Raw genomic sequence first — 19,756 nt, forward strand, 5'->3', positions numbered from 1 at the left:
CCTGCCACGATCAAACTGTAGGAGCTGGCTTGCCTGCGATAGCATCACCTCGGTCTGACTGATACACCGAGGCGCCTGCATCGCAGGCAAGCCAGCTCCCACATTTGATTTGCATCGTTTGGGCGCTATTTCTTTTTCTTCGGGATCCGCACCAATTGCGTGTCCGAATAGATGTCATGCCAGGCGCGTTTTTTCTTGTCCACCAGCGACCAGATAAACCCCAGCCCCGCACACAACCACGACGCAATCGACACCACAAAACGCAACAGCGCCTGCCACAGGCTGATACGTGAGCCATCCGTGTTCTGCACGCGCACGCCCCATACCTGCATGCCCAGGGTCTGCCCGGAATGGGTCCAGAACTTGGCGAAGAAGCCAAACAGCACAAAAAACAGAATCGTCGACAACAACGGATCACCGTCCAGGGCCCCGGACTCCGAGAGCGTGCGCATCTTCGCCTCCCCCACAAAGGCGATCCACACCAGCTTGTAGAGCAAGGCGGTGACGATCAACAGGGCGGTACACAACAGGAAGTCATAGAACATCGCTGCCAGACGACGGCCCAGGCCAACGGCGGGGAATTCGCCTTGGGGGCTCAGCAGGTGTTTCGACATGGCTCGGCTCTCTGGAGGAAAAAAGCCATTTTACGGTCAAACGCATACAAAAAAGCCCCTGATGTCAGCATCAGGGGCTTTTTGTCGCAGTAGGGATCAGCCTTCTGCTTGTACTTCGTCAGCCTGCATGCCTTTCTGGCCTTGCACTGCGAGGAAGGTCACTTTCTGGCCTTCTTTCAGGGTCTTGAAGCCGTTGCCCTGAATAGCGCGGAAGTGCACGAACAGATCCGGACCGCTTTCAGGGGTGATAAAACCAAAACCTTTCTCGTCGTTAAACCACTTGACGGTACCGCTCTGACGTTCAGCCATTTTCTTCTTTCCTTTGACGCTAAAAATTGATGACAGTCCCTTTCACACGAAAGAGTACTGGGCTGGGTTGCAGGAAAGTAAGAGACATCGAACGGGTTGTAGCTAACTTTGGCTACTGCCCAGGTCCAGGTTCAAAGCGACCCATGCAAACACAGTGGGCAAACTCTACGACAACTAAGGCAGAAAAAACAAGCCCTCTAAAAGCCCTGTATTTACTGGTCATGATGACAATTCGGTCACTATTGCCGAAGTGTCTTATTCGATAGTGTGAGTCACTTGTTATAGGTTAATCGACATAACATTGACTATCGTCAGTGCACTGTTTTATGGCGGTTGTGTTACACATTAGTGCAAGTGAACACAACCGCGTTACTTATAGGAACAATCAATCAGCCACGATAGTAACGTTGTGGCACGAATGGCATTTTACTTACACGAAGTGGCACCTTTTTCCCACGCACCAACGCAGAGACTTCGCTATCCAGCGCGGTAAAGGCCATGTCGAGGTAGCCCATGGCGAGCGGGCCGCCAAGGCTTGGGCCAAAGCCACCGCTGCAGACGGTGCCGATCACGGTGTCGTGCTCATCGACAATCTCTGCACCTTCGCGTACCGGCGTGCGTTCCTGTGGCAGCAGACCAACGCGCTTGCGGCTGACACCGGTCTGCTGCTGGGTGAAGATCCGATCGGCGCCCGGGAAACCGCCGGCACGCGCGCCATCAGCGCGGCGGACCTTGGAAATGGCCCACAACAGACTGGCCTCAATCGGTGTGGTCTCGGTGTTCATATCGTGGCCATAGAGGCACAGGCCGGCTTCCAGGCGCAGGGAGTCGCGGGCGCCCAGGCCAATGGCTTCGACTTCGGTTTCGGCCAGCAGGCTGCGGGCCAGGCTTTCGGCACTGGCCGCGGGCACCGAGATTTCGAAACCGTCTTCGCCGGTATAGCCGGAACGGCTGACATAGCATTCCACCCCCAGCAGGCGCAGGGGCGCGAACTGCATAAAGGTCATCTTGATGACTTCCGGGGCCAGGCGCGCCAAGACCTTCACCGCTGCCGGGCCTTGCAGGGCCAGCAGGGCACGTTCCTCAAACAGCGGTTCGATCTGGCATAGCTCGCCGATATGCTGGCGCAGGTGGGCCAGGTCCTGATCCTTGCAGGCGGCGTTGACCACCAGGAACAGTTCGTCGTTACCCAGGTTGGCAACCATCAAGTCATCGAGGATGCCGCCCTGTTCGTTGGTGAACATGGCGTAGCGCTGCATGCCCACGGGCAGGTCGATGATATCCACCGGCACCAGGGTTTCCAGGGCCTTGGCGGCATTGGCCCCGGTCAGGCGGATCTGGCCCATGTGCGACACATCGAACAACCCGGCCTGGTCACGGGTGTGCAGGTGTTCCTTCATCACGCCCAGCGGGTATTGCACCGGCATGTCATAGCCGGCGAACGGCACCATGCGCGCACCCAGTTCGAGGTGCAGGGCATGCAGCGGGGTTTTCAACAGGGTTTCGGTGGACATATTCAGCTCCTGAAAAACGTGCTGGCGCGTTATAAGCGTCAGCACTCGATAATGTTGACGGCCAAACCGCCACGGGCGGTTTCCTTGTATTTGCTTTTCATGTCGGCGCCGGTCTGGCGCATGGTGCGGATCACCTTGTCGAGGGACACGAAGTGCTGTCCATCGCCGCGCAAGGCCATGCGCACCGCATTGATTGCCTTCACCGAGCCCATGGCGTTGCGCTCGATGCAGGGCACCTGCACCAAGCCGCCAATCGGGTCGCAGGTCAGGCCGAGGTTATGTTCCATGCCGATCTCGGCGGCGTTCTCCACCTGGGAAACCGTACCGCCCAGCACTTCGCACAAGGCTCCGGCGGCCATGGAGCAGGCCACGCCGACTTCACCCTGGCAACCGACCTCAGCCCCGGAGATCGAGGCATTTTCTTTGTAGAGGATGCCGATGGCCGCGGCGGTGAGTAGGAAACGCACCACGCCGTCTTCATTGGCCCCGGGGATAAAACGCATGTAGTAGTGCAGCACTGCCGGGACGATCCCGGCTGCACCATTGGTAGGTGCCGTGACTACGCGCCCGCCGTTGGCGTTTTCTTCATTGACCGCCAGGGCATACAGGTTGACCCAGTCCAGCACCGATAGAGGATCGCGCAGGGCGGATTCCGGGTTCTTGCACAGTTGGCGATGCAGCGCAGCAGCGCGGCGCTTGACCTTCAAGCCCCCCGGCAAAATCCCTTCGTTGCGACAGCCTGCACCTACGCAATCTTGCATCACCTGCCAGATCTTCAGCAGGCCGCTGCGGGTCTCGGCTTCCGGGCGCCAGGCGCTTTCGTTGGTCAGCATCACCTGGCTGATGGACAGGCCGTAGGTAGCGCAATGCCCGAGCAAGTCCTTGGCACTTTTGAACGGGAAAGTCAGGGGCGTGGCGTCTTCGACAATCCGGTCAGCCCCGGCGGCATCTTCATCCACCACAAAGCCGCCGCCCACCGAGTAGTACTCGCGGCTGCGAATCTGCAGGCCGGCGGCGTCAAAGGCGCGGAAGATCATACCGTTGGGGTGAAAGGCCAGGGGTTTGCGAATCATCGCCAGATGTTCTTTCTCGTTGAACGCAATGCTGTGTTCTCCGAGCAGGTTCAAACGTGCATCCGCGCGAATCTGTTGCAGGCGCGTGGGCACGGTTTCGGTGTCGACGGTGTCCGGGTGTTCGCCCTCCAGGCCCAGCAACACAGCCTTGTCGCTGCCGTGGCCTTTGCCGGTGGCGCCGAGTGAGCCGTAGAGCTCCACCTTGACGCAGGTGGTGGTGTGCAGCAGGTCGTCACGCTTGAGGCCCTCGGCGAATCGGGCTGCGGCACGCATCGGGCCAACGGTGTGAGAGCTTGAGGGACCGATGCCAATCTTGAACAGGTCGAACACGCTTAAAGACATGGTTGTTCTCCGGTTTCTTATTATGTGTCAGGTGTACTCGGTGAAACTGTGGGAGCGGGCTTGCTCGCGAAAGCGGTCTGTCAGTTGATACATTAGGTGACTGAACCACCGCATTCGCGAGCAAGCCCGCTCCCACATTTTTTGATCGAGTACCTCCTCAGGTTATGCGTAGCTCTCGATCGACGGGCACGCGCACACCAGGTTGCGATCGCCAAACACGTTGTCGACCCGGCCAACCGGCGGCCAGTACTTGCCTTCGATCAACGACGCTACTGGGTACACCGCCTGTTCGCGGCTGTACGGGTGGCTCCATTCGCCGACGATTTCAGCTGCCGTGTGCGGTGCGTTCTTCAGTGGGTTGTCGTCCTTGTCCAACGTGCCGTTTTCCACTGCGCGTATTTCTTCACGGATCGCGATCATGGCGTCGCAGAAACGGTCCAGTTCCTCCTTGGATTCGCTTTCGGTCGGCTCGATCATCAAGGTGCCGGCGACCGGGAACGACATGGTCGGCGCATGGAACCCAAAGTCGATCAGGCGCTTGGCCACGTCATCCACGCTAATGCCGCTGCTGTCCTTGAGCGGGCGCAGGTCGAGGATGCATTCGTGTGCCACCAGGCCGTTGCTGCCGGTGTACAGCACGGGGTAGTGCTCTTCCAGGCGACGGGAAATGTAGTTGGCATTGAGGATCGCCAACTGCGACGCGCGCTTGAGGCCCGCGCCGCCCATCATGCTGATGTACATCCAGGTGATCGGCAAAATGCTCGCGCTGCCGAATGGCGCCGCGCACACCGCGCCTTCCTTGCGCTCCATGGCCGCATGGCCGGGCAGGAACGGCGTGAGGTGCGACTTGACGCCAATCGGGCCAACACCCGGGCCACCACCACCGTGGGGGATGCAGAAGGTCTTGTGCAGGTTCAGGTGGGACACGTCGCCGCCGAACTTGCCCGGTGCGCACAGGCCGACCATGGCGTTCATGTTGGCGCCGTCGATGTACACCTGGCCGCCGTTGTCGTGGATGATCCCGCAGATTTCGCGGATGCCTTCCTCGAACACGCCGTGGGTCGATGGGTAAGTGATCATCAGCGCGGCGAGGTGTTCGCGGTGCTCGATGGCCTTGGCCCGCAGGTCTTCGATGTCCACGTTGCCACGGGCATCGCACGCGGTGACGACCACGCGCATGCCGGCCATGTTGGCGGTGGCCGGGTTGGTACCGTGGGCCGACGATGGGATCAGGCAGATGTCGCGACGTTCTTCGCCACGGCTCTGGTGATAGGCACGTATCGCCAGGAGGCCTGCGTACTCACCCTGGGAACCGGCGTTCGGTTGCAGGGAGATCGCGTCGTAGCCGGTGGCCGCGCAGAGCATGGCTTCCAGCTCGCTGGTCAGTTGCAGGTAGCCGGCGCTTTGTTCCGCCGGGGCGAACGGGTGCAGGGCGCCGAACTCGGCCCAGGTCACCGGGATCATTTCGCTGGCGGCGTTGAGCTTCATGGTGCACGAGCCCAGCGGGATCATGGTGCGATCCAGTGCCAGGTCCTTGTCGGCCAGCTTGCGCAGGTAGCGCATCAGCTCGGTTTCCGAGTGATAACGGTTGAACACCGGGTGGCTGAGGATTGGCGACTGGCGCAGCAGTGCGGCGGGCAGGGTGCTGTCGACGCTGGCGGCTAGGGCGGCGAAGTCCGGCAGGGCTTTACCGCTGGCAAACACGCTCCACAGGGTTTCAATGTCGGCTTGGGTAGTGGTTTCGTCCACCGACAGGCCCAGGCGATCGGTATCCACAACACGCAGGTTAATGCGCACGGCGCGGGCCTTGTCGTGCAGGGCTACGGTGTTGGCGCCGGTGTTGAGGGTGAGGGTGTCGAAGAAGTTTTCCTGCTCGACCTTAAGACCCAAGGTAGTCAGGCCGTTGGCCAGGATCGCGGTCAACTGGTGCACGCGCTGGGCGATCTGGGTCAAGCCTTTAGGGCCGTGGTACACGGCGTACATGCTGGCGATGTTGGCCAGCAGCACTTGGGCGGTGCAGATGTTGCTGGTGGCCTTCTCGCGGCGGATATGCTGCTCGCGGGTCTGCATGGCCAGGCGCAGGGCCGGCTTGCCGAAACGGTCCACCGATACACCGACCAGACGGCCCGGCATATCGCGCTTGAACGCATCCTTGGTGGAGAAGTACGCCGCATGCGGGCCACCAAAGCCCAGCGGTACGCCGAAGCGTTGGGCACTGCCAATGGCCACGTCGGCACCGAACTCACCCGGTGGGGTCAGCAGGGTCAGGGCCAGCAGGTCGGCGGCCACGGCCACCAGGGCATTGGCGGCATGGAAGCGCTCGGTCAGTTCGCGGTAGTCAAAGACATCACCGTTGCTGGCCGGGTATTGCAGCAGGGCGCCAAAGAACGGGCTGACGTCGGTCAGTTTGCGTTCATCGCCCACCACCACATCGATACCCAGTGGCTCGGCACGGGTGCGCAGCACGTCGAGGGTTTGCGGGTGGCTGTGGATCGAGGCGAAGAAAGCATTGCTGCTCTTGTTCTTGCTCAGGCGCTTGCAGAAGGTCATGGCTTCGGCGGCGGCGGTGGCTTCGTCGAGCAAGGATGCGTTGGCGATTGGCAGGCCGGTGAGGTCGCTGATCAGGGTCTGGAAATTGAGCAGCGCTTCCAGGCGGCCCTGGGAGATTTCTGGCTGGTACGGGGTGTAGGCGGTGTACCAGGCCGGGTTTTCCAGGAGGTTGCGCAGGATCGGCGATGGCGTGTGGCAGTTGTAGTAGCCCTGGCCGATATAGGTCTTGAACAGTTGATTCTTGCCGGCGATGGCCTTGATCTTGGCCAGGGCATCCGCTTCGCTCAAGCCGTCGCTCAGGCCCAGTACCGCAGTGCCCTTGATGCTTTCCGGGATCACGCTGGCGCTCAAGGCTTCGAGGGAATCGAAGCCCAGGGTCGCGAGCATCTGCTGCTCATCGTCCTGGCGCGGGCCGATGTGACGGGCGATAAATTCGTTGGCGGTGCTCAAATTAACAGTCATGGCGCGCTCCTCAAGCTTCAGCGTTGGCTTTGATCAGGCGGTCGTACGCATCCTGATCCAACAGCTTAGCCACTGCGTCAGCGTCAGCCGGTTTAAAGCGGAAGAACCAGCCTGCGCCCATCGGGTCTTCGTTGACCAGCTCCGGGCTGTCTTCCAGCGCGGGGTTCACTTCCAGGACGTCACCGTCCAACGGCATGTACACGCCACTGGCAGCTTTTACCGACTCCACGGTGGACGCTTCAGCGCCCTTGTCGTAGGCCTGCAGCTCAGGCAGTTGTACGAAAACCACATCACCCAGCGCGTTTTGCGCGAATGCGGTGATACCCACGGTGACGCTACCGTCGGCTTCGGCGCGCAGCCATTCGTGATCTTCAGTAAAACGCAATTCGCTCATGGAAACTCCTCAGGGCCAGAATCGTCTGGTGGACGGGATTGAATGCTCGTGTCTGCCGAGCTGGATGGGTAAAGCCATAGCAAGAATGCGGCCAATAATTTTTATCGTTTAAAATCAATTGGTTGGCGTTTATGGTCGGAGGGTTGCCGTTATCCGTTGTAGCGAAATCGATACGCTTTGGTGGCGCAAAAAAAGCCTATGTGGATCAAAGCCTTGCATGGTGAAGGCTCACTGCGCCCGTATTGAAATCATTCCACTGTAGCGATTTCAGTACGAGTGGCCATGGCTAGAGATGCCCTGGCAGGTGATCTATCTACCGCACAAGGCACCAGAAGGCGGCTCACCCTGTCGGTTTCTATCGATCAGGACGCTTTACATGAGTAATCCAACAGGAACACTTCGGGAGATTTCGCAGGCACAAGCCTCCCGCAATTACCTTTCCAAAGTGTTTGCGCAACGTCTGACGTTGACTCAGGTGGCGCAGTCCATGATCCAGGAGTGGATAACCGACACGTTTGCAGGTTCTAGTCTGCAGGCCGACAACAGTTGGATTGGGGTCATACAGCGAACGAAAACCGGCAGTGTGGCTTACGGACAGCTTACGACCTTAAGTGACGCATTGATCGCGCGGTGCATGAGCGCCACCTTGCTGAACTACACATCAGGTCATCATCAACTGCTGCGCCAACTGCCCGCAGAGGGTTTCCAACCGGTGGGCGCAGCTATTTCTGTCGAAGATGTAGAACGCATGCTTAACGCCCTTGCCCCGCAGCTGCTGGAGGGTTTTTGCGTGCGGCTGGTGGCGTACTGGAATGCCCGGATCGAGGGACAAGCCTCGCACAGTCGCTGGGAGGCCGTGAGCAAGCAATTGCGTGCCTGCCTGCTCACGGCTCGACAAAATCCGCCGCTCAGTTTGCAGGAGCGCAAGATGTTGCTTGGCGAGGGGAGCGATGTGCAGGTGCTCTGGGCTTACCAGGAGGATCGGCAGGCACTGGGCGCACCGAACCCACTGCGGATTTATCAGGTATATGCCGCACAGGCAGGGCTGCCGGGTGAATGGCTCCCGCTGCTGGTCTTGCAGCGCCAGCTCAATGAGGGCCTGGTAAGCCTGGTCTACCTGCCGGTGATGGCGCTGCTCAAACTCGACACGCTGGACCAGTTGGGCAGCCTGTTGCCTCGTTACATGAGCACATACACCCCAGGCCTACCGCTCAGTTGGGTGCTCAAGGAACCCCATACCGACGTATTCGATGCCCTGGCCCAGAGTTTATTGGAACGACAACTCAGAAGCGTGAGGCGGATCGACTGGTCTGTGTTGGCCACTGTTGGCAGCTATGAAAGGCTATTGATCAAACTGACCTCGCCCCTGGCCTGGTTTAACCCCGATTACGTCCAGCAACCCCATGAAGAGCAATTGCCGATCTGGTTGCAGACTGCCGGCGGCGCTGATCGCCAAGCCTATGGTCAATGGCTTGCGCGCCTGGCGCACCTGCAGCAATGCACCGCGGGGGCTTCGTTTCTGGACGGGCTTGAACCGATTGATGTGTACGCCCGCAAGGCGCTGCAACGCCAGATGCGCCTGGATCACCCGCAGGAGGTGATCATCAATCCGGACGATTACCTGCTGACATTCGAGCGCACTCAAGGTGGCACCGTCGGCTGGACGCAGCGCGCCACCAGGACCTTGACCGAGTGGGCGCTGGAAAACCCCTTCGCCTCTGCCTATGCCCGCGTGCAAATCAGCAACCAGGCGCAGCCGGGGTATGTGCCTGATTGGTGGATCAAGCCGGCTTATCTCAAGCAATTGATTGAAACCGTCGATGTCGGCAAGCATTACCCGGCGCTTCTCAACCGTCTGTTGCTGTCGGACCCGGTAGAGTCTGCGCGGCGGCGGCGGCTGTTTGTCGATCAGATGGCGATCCAACTGCCTCTGCATGCGCTGGAGAACAGCCTTCGTCAACGCAATGGTTTCACCCAGTCTGGGGTGTCAGTCGTGCAAGCGATACTGCAGGACGAGGGGCGGCTTGATACTCAGGTGATTGTCGCCCGGCCTCTGGCGTTTTTGACCCATGCCGGTGGCGTTGCCCATAAAGCCCGCAATCTGTTTGTCATCGGCCCACGTGATAACAGTGACCTGCCGCATATTCTTTATCGGCCGGATCAGCACGAGGCGATGCTTCAGCAGTTTGCCAGTCGCCAGGCCTTGCTCGATGAGGTGGCCCGTATGGGCAGCGATTTACAGGCCGTCGTGCTTGAGCGCATGAGCGAAAACGACCAGGCAGTGTTTGCCCGGGGTGGTTTTTTGCACCCCCATGTCCAGCGTTTCCTGCAAGGGGATGAGTACAGCACACTGCCTGTCTCCGGTGCGGCGCTGCTCAGTGATGAGCAGGTGCCGGGGGTGTTTCTTGAGGCAGTATTCGATGAAAGCGCGACCAGCCTGTGGCAGCTTGCCAAGAAGCAGGCGGTCTCCAACGAGGCACTGCGCTGGAGCTTGTTCAAGAATGATCTCTGGCAAGTATTCAACGTCCTGCTGCCGATGCTCAGGGGGCCGGTAGCGGTGGCAGGCTGGCTGTCTCAGATGTTTGACAGTTTTCGCACGCTGCTGGCGTTGCCGCCCGGGGCCAGCCAGGAGGACTCTGCCAGTGCGCTGATCGAGCTGATCGAGCTGATCGGCAGTTCGGCTGGCCTGCTATTGAGCCATGTCGTTCCCCTGGATGAGCGTTTGCGTTTGCGCGAGACCTGGCCGATCACAGGGGGCAGGGGTGGGCGTGTGGCGTTCACAGGCGGGCCTCATATTCATCAACCCGTGGCAGCATTTGCCTGGCAGCGTTCAATGGCAGATATCACGGCCATGGACTTCTCTTGGGCCACTTCACGGCTCAGGCCCAATTCGACCCAGCGAGCACAGCTCGAAACCTTCCAATGGGCGCCGGGGCCAGGGGAAACATGGCCGGCAAACCCTACGGTGATCTCGACAGACAGCCCCATACGCGGTCGAGTGGTGGTGCATGGCAACCATCAGGACTACACGCTGATAGACAGCAAGCTGTATGGCGTCAAGCCCGTTGGCGGTCGCTGGCGGATCGTCGACTTCAGTCACAACGAACGTTCAGGCCCATGGCTCAGGCAGGACTCGAAAGGTGTCTGGAAAGTTGACCTGGGCCTGCAATTGCTCGGTGGGCAGCCCAAAAAAGTCACGGCGGCAGAACGGCGTATACGCATCCAGAATGAAAACCTGCGACTGGAGCGTGACTACAGTGGCGCAACGGCTCGGCTGGATGAAGTTTTGGAACGGGTGCGGGCGGCCCAGAAACGCTACAGAGAGGTGCATGCTTCGGACTCTGATGCGTTCACGGATCAACAACGGCATGACAGCAGCACCGACTATTTGAGGGTGCTGGAAGAGGAATACCGGCTGCAACTCGACAGGATTAATGCGTTGACTGCAAAAAACACCCACAAACCGGTGAGTGGCTTCGAGCGAGAGAAGATGAAGCAGTTGGAGGCCATCGTTGAGAACTTGCGCGACCAGATGACCGTGGTGATCAACACCCGTGCGGGGGTGATTCTTTCCGATGAGCGTTTGAGCGAGTTGGAGGCACAAATGGATGGCGGCGACGAAGCGATTGCCCAGGCAGCTCATCGTATTGTTGTTCAATCCGCGCTGACGATCGCAGAGTACAACGCTCAACTGATCGACTTGAGCACTCTGGAGCAGAATGCCCATGAGCGATTGATGGGCGTGCCCGGGTATGAGCCGCATGCCCTGTTAATGGCCGCGCCAGAGACGGGCACGCCTCTGGACTGGAAGTCCATGCAGTTAAAGGCGTTGTATGGCGCGATGTTGCGTCGGTTGCCATCCTCTGGAGAGTATGAGGATTTCGATCAGCTCCATGAGTTGTTCGGTGAGGCGATCCAATCGATCCAGTCGCAGAAAACCCTGCGCGAGCCCGACTTGTTGAGTATGGAGCAGCGAATCACTGGGTATGAAGCGATTGCCAGGGAGTATCGAAGGTCCCAGGCAGGGATTCGGGAATACGGCGATATGGCCGTGGAGTTGGTTGACAAGCGTGTTATCGAACAATTGGGGCATCTGCTCAAAGAGTTGGGCCGGGAAGCAGAACAGTCCTTGTCGATGCTGCTTCGCGAACAGGAGGCGCGCCCTGCGGCCCAACCTGTGTCGGTACCCAGCGCCGACAAGCGTTTGTTCCTCGATCGCAAAAAGCGCTACCAACTCGGGCAAGTAAGGGCCCGCACGCCTGAATCGGAGGATGAGATCGTTGATATCCTCAGTCCAATCGATAAGAGCGTACAGGCGAGCTTTCGTCGCAGCCCAAGCTCAGATGACTTTGAGCCGGTTACCGAAGCGGCTGCGTCTGTGTCGCGACCGGTACGCTCGCTGGAAAAGCTCAAGGGCGATGCACGCAGGCTGCTTGACAGAGAGCCGCTGGTGGTTGAGCAGGCCCGCAATGAGACCCACATCTCCAGCATGCCCGACAGCGTCGAGGCCCGCCTGGCACGCCAGGCCGAGGCCATGAAAGGCGTTGCACAGAAAATCCGCAAGGCGCTGGCCCGCGAGCCGGAAAAAGACAAGGGCACGTCAGCAGTTGTTTCCATTCCTTTGCTCGATGAGCTGGCTCAGGCCTCCAGCCGCCTTGTGGAGCAGGGGCGGCTGATACGTATCGAGATGGTCAAGCACCTGCCCCCTGACGAAGAAGGCATTGCCTATCTCAAGCAGCAGAATGAAGTTGAAATTGTGCTGGTAAAAGACCGTGTGCAGCTCAAGCGGCTGGATGATTTTCTACAGGAGTATGTGATCAAGGACAGGCAGGGCAAGGTTTTGGCGTATGCGCATTTTCATTATCGGGCACGGACGACACCCAATGCAGGCTACAGCGCTGGCCATCTGAAGCGGCCCGAACAGCGTTTTATGAGTTATCGCAGCCTTGGTGAAAAGACTGACGCCGATGTGATCGCGATCTACTATTCGCGGATCAGCCCGGCCATGGCCCAGCGCCTGTTTTTCAGCACCAGGGGCGTAATGGTACAGCGCGGGCGGCGGGTATTCTGGTAAGCATCATGCTCAATTTTTACCGGGAATCCCGTACTTGCGTAGCCGATGGGCGATGGCGGTATGGGAGGTCTGCAAGCGGCTGGCCAGTTGTCGCGTCGATGGGTAGCTGGCATACAGTTTTTCCAGCAACGAACGCTCAAAATCCTCCACCGCCTGCTCCAGGCTATCGACTTCTCCGTCGCTCTGGCGGGCGACCGAGGTGCCGGCGATATCCAGGTCGCCAATGTCCACCAGGTTGCTTTCGCAAATGGCGGCGGCGCGGAAGATCACGTTCTGCAACTGGCGCACGTTACCCGGCCAGCGGTTGCCCAGCAGCGCCGGGTAGGTGCCCGGTGCCAGGCGACAGACCGGGCGCTGGATCTGCGCGCAGGCCTGCTGCATGAAGTAGCGGGCCAGCAGCAGGATGTCCTGGTCGCGCTCGCGCAGGGGTGGGACTTCGACATTCAGCACGTTGAGGCGGTAGAACAGGTCTTCACGGAAGGTGCCTTCGCTGACCATTTTCTCCAGGTCGCGGTGGGTAGCACTGAGGATGCGTACGTTGACCTTGATCTCACGGTCGCCTCCGACCCGGCGAAAGCTGCCGTCGTTGAGAAAGCGCAGCAGCTTGGCCTGCAGGTACGGCGACATCTCGCCAATCTCATCGAGGAACACGGTGCCCTGGTTGGCCAGCTCCATCAATCCCGGCTTGCCGCCGCGCTGGGCGCCGGTAAAGGCGCCGGGGGCGTAGCCGAACAACTCGCTCTCGGCGAGGTTTTCCGGCAGGGCCGCACAGTTCAGCGCCAGGAAGGGTGAGCTGTGGCGCGCACTGATGGCATGGCACGCGCGGGCCACCAGTTCCTTGCCGGTGCCGGTCTCGCCCTGGATCAACAGCGGGGCATCGAGGGCCGCCACCCGTAATGCACGGGTCTTGAGGGTGCGGATCGCCGGGGATTCGCCCAGCAATGCATCGAAACCTTCGGCATGGTCATGGTGCAGCGCCGACAACCGTTCGCCGATGCGGTTGGGTTGATACAAGGTCAACAGCGCGCCAGCATCGGTAATCGGCGTGGCGTCCAGCAGCAGGGTCTGGCCGTTGACGCTGATCTCCCGCAGGGGCAGGCGAAAGCCGTGTTCGAGCAGGGAGTCCAGCAGCGTTGGGCTGTCAAATAGTTCGGCGATGCTTTCCCCTGCGGGTTCGCGACCATAGAGGGTAATCAGTGCCGGGTTGGCCAGCAACACCTTGCCGGCGCTGTCCAGGGCCAGCACCGGATCGGTCATGGCCGCCAGCAGGGCGTCGAGTTGCAGGTGGCGGCGTTGGCCTGGAAGGATGTCGACCACCGTCACCGCTTGCACGCCGTGGACGCTGAACAACGCGTCGCGCAATTCTTCCAGTACTTCGGCGCTGAGGGTCGGGGCGTCGATATAGACGTTGGGCGGCACCATCTCCACCGCATCCAGGTTGAGATTGCGCCCGCCGAGCAAGGCCAGGACTTCCTGGGTAATGCCGACGCGGTCGATGAAGCTGACGTGGATACGCATGGGGCTGCTGACAGTTCTGGGGAGCGAGAGGCGGCCAGTATGCCTTGGAGCAGGGCCGAGGTGAAATCTGACAGATGACACTGATCAAAATGTGGGAGCGGGCTTGCTCGCGAATGTGGTGTATCAGCTACATATTCAGTGACTGACACTCTGCATTCGCGAGCAAGTCGAATCGTCGCACCGCCGCTCCCACATTGGGTGTGTGGCGTTGCTGGGGCCGGGGTTATTCCAGGTGTTCGGGTTTGACCGGGTCACCCGATTTCATGCCCAACTGCTGCCTGACATCCGCGAACATCAGATCGTAATGCTTGTGTTGCGAGCCGATGCTGCTGTGTGTCTTGGGGATTCCGTACTTTTCGGCAATCTTGGTCACGTTGCTGGCAAAGTTGTAAGCCTGATCCTTGGGCAGGAAGAACGTTTCCTTCATGTCTTTACCCTGAATGTTGCCATGCAGCGTGAACTGCATGCCTTTCCCTTCGCGTGCATCCGTGACGACCTCGTAGTCGAGGCACAGGTCGTAGCTGACATCGTCTTTGTTCAGCGCATGGCGTTCGATATGCAAGTGACCGGGTTCAAAAATGGCCATAGGCGTCTCTCCTTTACAAGGCATTGGAGAAGGGCGGCAGCAAGCGCCGCCCGGTGTGTCGTTATAAGTAGGTGATACCAGGCTTTGCCGTGCTGATACGGGTGCCGGCGGTGCCCTGGACAATCGCTTCGATGTCCGAGAGTGAACCGATCACTGCGGTTTTGCCAGTCTGGCGGGCGAACTCACAGGCGGCCTGGACCTTGGGACCCATGGAGCCGGCGGCGAAGCCGAGTTTTTCCATTTCGTCCGGGTGCGCCTGGCCAATGGCTTTTTGCGTTGGCTTGCCAAAGTCGATAAACGCTGCATTCACGTCAGTGGCGATCACCAGCAAGTCGGCTTCCAGTTGCGAGGCCAGCAGCGACGAGCACAGGTCTTTATCGATCACCGCCTCAATGCCCTTGAGCTTGCCATCTTCGCCATACATGGTCGGGATCCCGCCGCCACCGGCGCAAATCACGATGCTGCTTTTTTCCAGCAGCCACTTAATCGGGCGAATCTCAAAGATGCGTTTGGGACGCGGGCTGGCCACCACCCGGCGGTATTTGTCGCCGTCGGGAGCAATCGCCCAGCCTTTTTCGGCCGCCAGTTTTTCCGCTTCGGCCTTGGAGTAGACCGGGCCGATCGGCTTGGTCGGGTTCTGGAAAGCCGGGTCCTTGGCGTCCACTTCCACCTGGGTCAGCAGCGTGGCGAACGGCACCTCAAAGTCCAGCAGGTTGCCCAGTTCCTGTTCGATGATATAGCCGATCATGCCTTCGGTTTCGGCGCCCAGCACGTCCAGCGGATACGGTGAAACCTGGGTGTAGGCGGCGGCTTGCAGCGACAGCAGGCCGACTTGCGGGCCATTGCCGTGAGCGATCACCAACTCGTTGCCCGGATGGATCTTGGCAATCTGTTCGGTGGCGATCCGGATATTGGCGCGTTGGTTGTCCGCAGTCATGGGTTCACCACGGCGGAGCAGGGCGTTACCGCCCAGTGCAACGACGATACGCATAATGCAATCCTTCTAGAATTCTGCCTTGTGAACACTGGACCAAGTGTGGGAGCCGGCTTTATGTAGGAGCCGGGCTTGCCCGCGATGCAGTCACCTCGGTCTGCCAGACATATTGAGGTGATGCCATCGCAGGCAAGCCAGCTCCCACATAAAGCTCGCTCCCACTGAGTCAGTGGGAGCTGCGTTGGATTACAAATCAGCCAACGTCGACACCAGGATCGCCTTGATGGTGTGCATGCGGTTTTCCGCTTGCTCGAAGGCGATGCAGGCCGGGGACTCGAACACGTCGTCGGTCACTTCGATGCCGTTGGCCAGGTGCGGATACTGCTCGGCAATCTGCTTGCCGATCTTGGTATCGCTGTTATGGAACGCCGGCAGGCAGTGCATGAACTTGGTGCGTGGGTTGCCGGTGGCTTTCATCAGTTCGCTGTTGACCTGGTATGGCAGCAGTTGCTCGATGCGCTCGGCCCAGGCTTCTACTGGCTCGCCCATGGACACCCAAACGTCGGTGTGGATGAAGTCCACGCCCTTGACCGCCGCTTTCGGGTCTTCGGTGAGGGTGATGCGTGCGCCGCTTTCTTCTGCGTATTTTTTGCAGCGACCCACCAGGTCATCGTGTGGCCACAGGGCTTTTGGCGCGCAGATGCGCACGTCCATGCCCAGCTTGGCACCGACCAGCAGCAGCGAGTTGCCCATGTTGTTGCGCGCGTCGCCCAGGTAGGCGTAGCTGATGTCGTGGATCGGCTTGTCGGCGTGTTCACGCATGGTCAGCACGTCGGCGATCATCTGGGTTGGGTGGTATTCGTCGGTCAGGCCGTTGAACACGGGCACGCCGGCGAACTTTGCCAGTTCTTCGACGATTTCCTGCTTGAAGCCACGGTACTCGATGGCGTCGTACATGCGCCCGAGTACGCGGGCGGTGTCCTTCATGCTTTCTTTGTGGCCGATCTGCGACGAGTTCGGGTCGATGTAGGTGACGTTGGCGCCCTGGTCATAGGCCGCCACTTCGAAGGCACATCGGGTGCGGGTCGAGGTTTTCTCGAAGATCAGCGCGATGTTGTTGCCTTTGAGGTGCTGCTGCTCGGTGCCGGTGTACTTGGCGCGCTTGAGGTCGCGGGACAGGTCCAGCAGGTAGCGCAGTTCGCGCGGGGTGTGGTGTTCCAGGCTCAGCAGGTTACGGTTGTGGATGTTGAACGCCATGATGATTCTCCTTGGATTCGGTAATCGGCCCGGTCGGCACTCGGTAAGCGCCGCCGGGTAGATGGTCGTTTAGTAGTCGATAGGGTCGCGGATGATCGGGCAGGTCATGCAGTGGCCACCGCCACGGCCGCGGCCGAGCTCACCGGCGCTGATGGTGATCACTTCCACGCCGGCCTTGCGCAGCAGGGTGTTGGTGTAGGTGTTGCGGTCGTAGCCGATCACCACGGCAGGCTCCACGGCCACCACGTTGTTGCCGTCGTCCCACTGCTCGCGTTCGGCGGCGAAGCTGTTGCCGCCGGTTTCCACTACACGCAGGGCCTTGAGGCCAAGGGCGGCGGCCACGGTGTCGAGGAAGTTGGTTTTCTCGCGTTGGATATCGATGCCGTGGGGCTTGCTTTCGTCAGGGCGCAAAGTGAAGGCAACGATCTGGTTGACCACTTCAGGGAAGATGGTTACCAGGTCGCGGTCGCAGAAACTGAACACGGTGTCCAGGTGCATCGCCGCGCGGGATTTCGGCAGGCCGGCAACGATCACCCGTTCCACCGCCTTGTTCTTGAACAGGTTGCGCGCCAGTTGGCCGATGGCCTGGTGGGACGTGCGTTCGCCCATGCCGATCAAGACCACACCGTTGCCAATCGGCATCACGTCGCCGCCTTCCAGCGTGGAAGCCCCGTGTTCCAGGTCAGGGTCGCCGTACCAGATCTGGAAATCGGCGTTGGTGAACTCAGGGTGGAATTTATAGATGGCGGTGGTCAGCAGGGTTTCCTGACGTCGCGCCGGCCAGTACATCGGGTTGAGCGTCACGCCGCCGTAGATCCAGCACGTGGTGTCACGGGTGAACTGGGTGTTGGGCAGCGGCGGCAGGATGAAGCTTGAGTGGCCGAGGAAGTCGCGGAACATCTCGATGGTCTTGCCACCGAAGCTGCTTGGCAGGTCATCGGCCGATACGCCACCGATCAGGAACTCGGCGATCTTGCGTGGCTCCAGGCTGCGCAGCCACGAGCCGACTTCATCGACCAGGCCCAGACCAACGGTGTTGGCGGTGATCTTGCGCTCCAGGATCCAGTCCAGCGCTTCGGGGATGGCGACAATGTCAGTCAGCAGGTTGTGCATTTCCAGCACATCGATGTCCCGCTCACGCATCTTGGTGACGAAGTCGAAATGGTCCCGCTTGGCCTGGGCAACCCAGAGCACGTCATCGAACAACAGCTCGTCGCAGTTATTGGGGGTCAGCCGCTGGTGGGCCAAACCTGGGGAACACACCATGACTTTGCGCAGTTTGCCGGCTTCGGAATGTACGCCGTACTTAACTTTTTCCGTGGTCATTACAGATCCTCCAGTGAACATAAACAGTGAGGGTGTTACAGGGTCAGGAAGCCGTCGTAGAGCCCATAGGCCGCCACCAGGGCGCCAATGACCACTGCGGCGAAAATCAGCTTCTCGACGTTGGTGAAAATCGGTTTGCCCAGTTCACGCTTGGCCTTGGCGAACAGGATCGCGCCAGGGGCGTAGAGCAGGGCGGACAACAGCAGGTACTTGGTGCCACCGGCATACAGCAGCCAGACCGCGTAGATCAGGGCGATGGCGCCGATGAACAGGTCTTTCTTGCGCTCGGCCAGGGCCGCCTCGTAGGTCTCGCCGCGTACCGCCAGCAACAGCGCGTAGGCCGCCGACCACAGGTACGGCACCAGGATCATCGAGGTGGCGAGGTAGATCAGCGACAGGTAGGTACTGGCGGAAAACAGCGTGATCACCAGGAAGATCTGCACCATGGCATTGGTCAGCCACAGGGCGTTGACCGGCACATGGTTGGCGTTTTCCTTACGCAGGAACTCCGGCATGGTGTGGTCTTTGGCGGCGGCGAACATGATCTCGGCGCACAGCAGCACCCATGACAGCAGCGCCCCCAGCAGCGAGATGATCAAGCCGACGCTGATCAGTACCGCGCCCCAGTGGCCGACCACATGTTCCAGCACTGCGGCCATCGATGGGTTCTGCAGCTTGGCCAGTTCCGGTTGAGTCATGATGCCCAGGGACAGCACGTTCACCAGCATCAGGAACAGCAGCACGGTGATAAAGCCGATGACAGTGGCCTTGCCCACGTCCGAACGTTTTTCGGCACGGGACGAGAAGATGCTCGCGCCTTCGATGCCGATGAACACCCAGACGGTGACCAGCATCATATTGCGCACCTGGTTCATCACGCTGCCCAGGTCGGGGTTTTTCACGCCCCAGATATCAGCGGTGAAAATGTCCAGCTTGAACGCGAACAGTGCGATCAACACAAACAGCACCAGCGGCACGACCTTGGCGACCGTGGTCACCAGGTTGATGAACGCTGCTTCCTTGATCCCGCGCAGGACCAGGAAATGCACGGCCCACAACAGCACCGACGCGCCAATCACCGCCGCCGGGGTGTTGCCTTCGCCGAAGATGGGGAAGAAGTAACCGAGGGTGCTGAACAGCAGCACGAAGTAACCGACGTTGCCCAGCCAGGCGCTGATCCAGTAGCCCCAGGCCGACGAGAAACCCATGTAGTCGCCAAAACCGGCCTTGGCGTAGGCGTAGACACCGCCGTCCAGGTCAGGTTTGCGGTTGGCCAGGGTCTGGAATACAAAGGCCAGGGTCAACATCCCCACGGCAGTAATAACCCAACCAATCAATACCGCACCGACATCGGCGCTGGCGGCCATGTTTTGCGGCAACGAGAAGATCCCGCCGCCAATCATTGAGCCCACAACAAGAGCAACAAGGGCGCCTAATCGAAGTTTTCCGGGAGATTCAGACATTGCGTGACTCCAATGCAGGAGAAGAGAGACCACAGAATAAAACTGTGCGCTATTCAAACAGCTGACTCAGATCACTTCATTGGCACATTCCATTGCGAATTAATGACTTATGGTTGAGTTGTTACAGGCGTATAATTGTTCGGATAAGTGCGTTCCAGAGCCTCTATCCGTTACGGTTAATCATTTTTATGTAGGGCATGAAGGGTTGACGCTAGCCCGTATTCCCAGATGTGCAAACTTTTTCAATAGGCTTTGCCAAATACGCCATGTGATGGGAAGACAAGTCATATTTAAATTCTAAATAGGCCTAAACTCTATTAACTGACATGCCATTAAGTTA

General features: G+C 59.6%; 13 protein-coding genes. 1 reads left to right on the forward strand and 12 read right to left on the reverse strand.

Features of this window, described 5'->3' with window-relative positions; genetic code table 11:
• Positions 1–125: 125 nt before the first annotated feature.
• The 6 genes from BFQ03_RS21865 to gcvH form a co-directional block, all read right to left on the reverse strand.
• Positions 126–614: an RDD family protein gene (locus tag BFQ03_RS21865; RefSeq protein ID WP_032862512.1), complete on the reverse strand. Its 489-nt coding sequence runs from the start codon at positions 612–614 to the stop codon at positions 126–128.
• A gap of 96 nt (positions 615–710) precedes the next feature.
• Positions 711–923, reverse strand: coding sequence for a cold-shock protein (locus tag BFQ03_RS21870; protein WP_032862513.1), 213 nt, complete (start codon positions 921–923; stop codon positions 711–713).
• Between the two features lie 389 nt (positions 924–1,312).
• Positions 1,313–2,437, reverse strand: coding sequence for a glycine cleavage system aminomethyltransferase GcvT (gene gcvT, locus BFQ03_RS21875; protein ID WP_032862514.1), 1,125 nt, complete (start codon positions 2,435–2,437; stop codon positions 1,313–1,315).
• Between the two features lie 38 nt (positions 2,438–2,475).
• Positions 2,476–3,852: an L-serine ammonia-lyase gene (locus BFQ03_RS21880; RefSeq protein WP_032862515.1), complete on the reverse strand. Its 1,377-nt coding sequence runs from the start codon at positions 3,850–3,852 to the stop codon at positions 2,476–2,478.
• A gap of 162 nt (positions 3,853–4,014) precedes the next feature.
• Positions 4,015–6,864 (reverse strand): aminomethyl-transferring glycine dehydrogenase, encoded by a 2,850-nt coding sequence (gene gcvP, locus BFQ03_RS21885; RefSeq protein WP_032862516.1) that lies wholly within the window; start codon positions 6,862–6,864, stop codon positions 4,015–4,017.
• 10 nt (positions 6,865–6,874) lie between these two features.
• Complete coding sequence (gcvH, locus tag BFQ03_RS21890; protein WP_065944007.1) at positions 6,875–7,258, reverse strand: glycine cleavage system protein GcvH; 384 nt, start codon at positions 7,256–7,258, stop codon at positions 6,875–6,877.
• A gap of 634 nt (positions 7,259–7,892) precedes the next feature.
• Between gcvH and BFQ03_RS21895 the strand changes: the two genes are divergently transcribed.
• Positions 7,893–12,332, forward strand: a complete 4,440-nt coding sequence (locus BFQ03_RS21895; RefSeq protein ID WP_065944008.1) for a dermonecrotic toxin domain-containing protein — start codon at positions 7,893–7,895, stop codon at positions 12,330–12,332.
• A 9-nt stretch (positions 12,333–12,341) separates the two neighbouring features.
• On the opposite strand, the gene BFQ03_RS21900 is transcribed toward BFQ03_RS21895, so the two are convergent.
• The 6 genes from BFQ03_RS21900 to arcD form a co-directional block, all read right to left on the reverse strand.
• Positions 12,342–13,850 (reverse strand): sigma-54-dependent transcriptional regulator, encoded by a 1,509-nt coding sequence (locus BFQ03_RS21900; RefSeq protein WP_032862519.1) that lies wholly within the window; start codon positions 13,848–13,850, stop codon positions 12,342–12,344.
• Between the two features lie 223 nt (positions 13,851–14,073).
• Complete coding sequence (locus BFQ03_RS21905) at positions 14,074–14,436, reverse strand: DUF5064 family protein (RefSeq protein WP_032862520.1); 363 nt, start codon at positions 14,434–14,436, stop codon at positions 14,074–14,076.
• 61 nt (positions 14,437–14,497) lie between these two features.
• A complete protein-coding gene (gene arcC / locus BFQ03_RS21910) occupies positions 14,498–15,427 on the reverse strand; it encodes a carbamate kinase (protein WP_032862521.1) in 930 nt (309 codons plus the stop codon).
• Between the two features lie 189 nt (positions 15,428–15,616).
• Positions 15,617–16,627, reverse strand: coding sequence for an ornithine carbamoyltransferase (locus BFQ03_RS21915; RefSeq protein ID WP_065944009.1), 1,011 nt, complete (start codon positions 16,625–16,627; stop codon positions 15,617–15,619).
• Between the two features lie 69 nt (positions 16,628–16,696).
• Positions 16,697–17,953, reverse strand: coding sequence for an arginine deiminase (gene arcA / locus BFQ03_RS21920; RefSeq protein ID WP_065944010.1), 1,257 nt, complete (start codon positions 17,951–17,953; stop codon positions 16,697–16,699).
• 35 nt (positions 17,954–17,988) lie between these two features.
• The gene (arcD, locus tag BFQ03_RS21925) at positions 17,989–19,416 is read right to left on the reverse strand and encodes an arginine-ornithine antiporter (protein ID WP_029296320.1); all 1,428 of its coding nucleotides are present in this window, start codon (positions 19,414–19,416) and stop codon (positions 17,989–17,991) included.
• Positions 19,417–19,756 lie beyond the last annotated feature (340 nt).

The organism is Pseudomonas sp. 25 R 14 (assembly GCF_900004755.1).
GTDB classification, from domain to species: Bacteria; Pseudomonadota; Gammaproteobacteria; order Pseudomonadales; family Pseudomonadaceae; genus Aquipseudomonas; species Aquipseudomonas brenneri.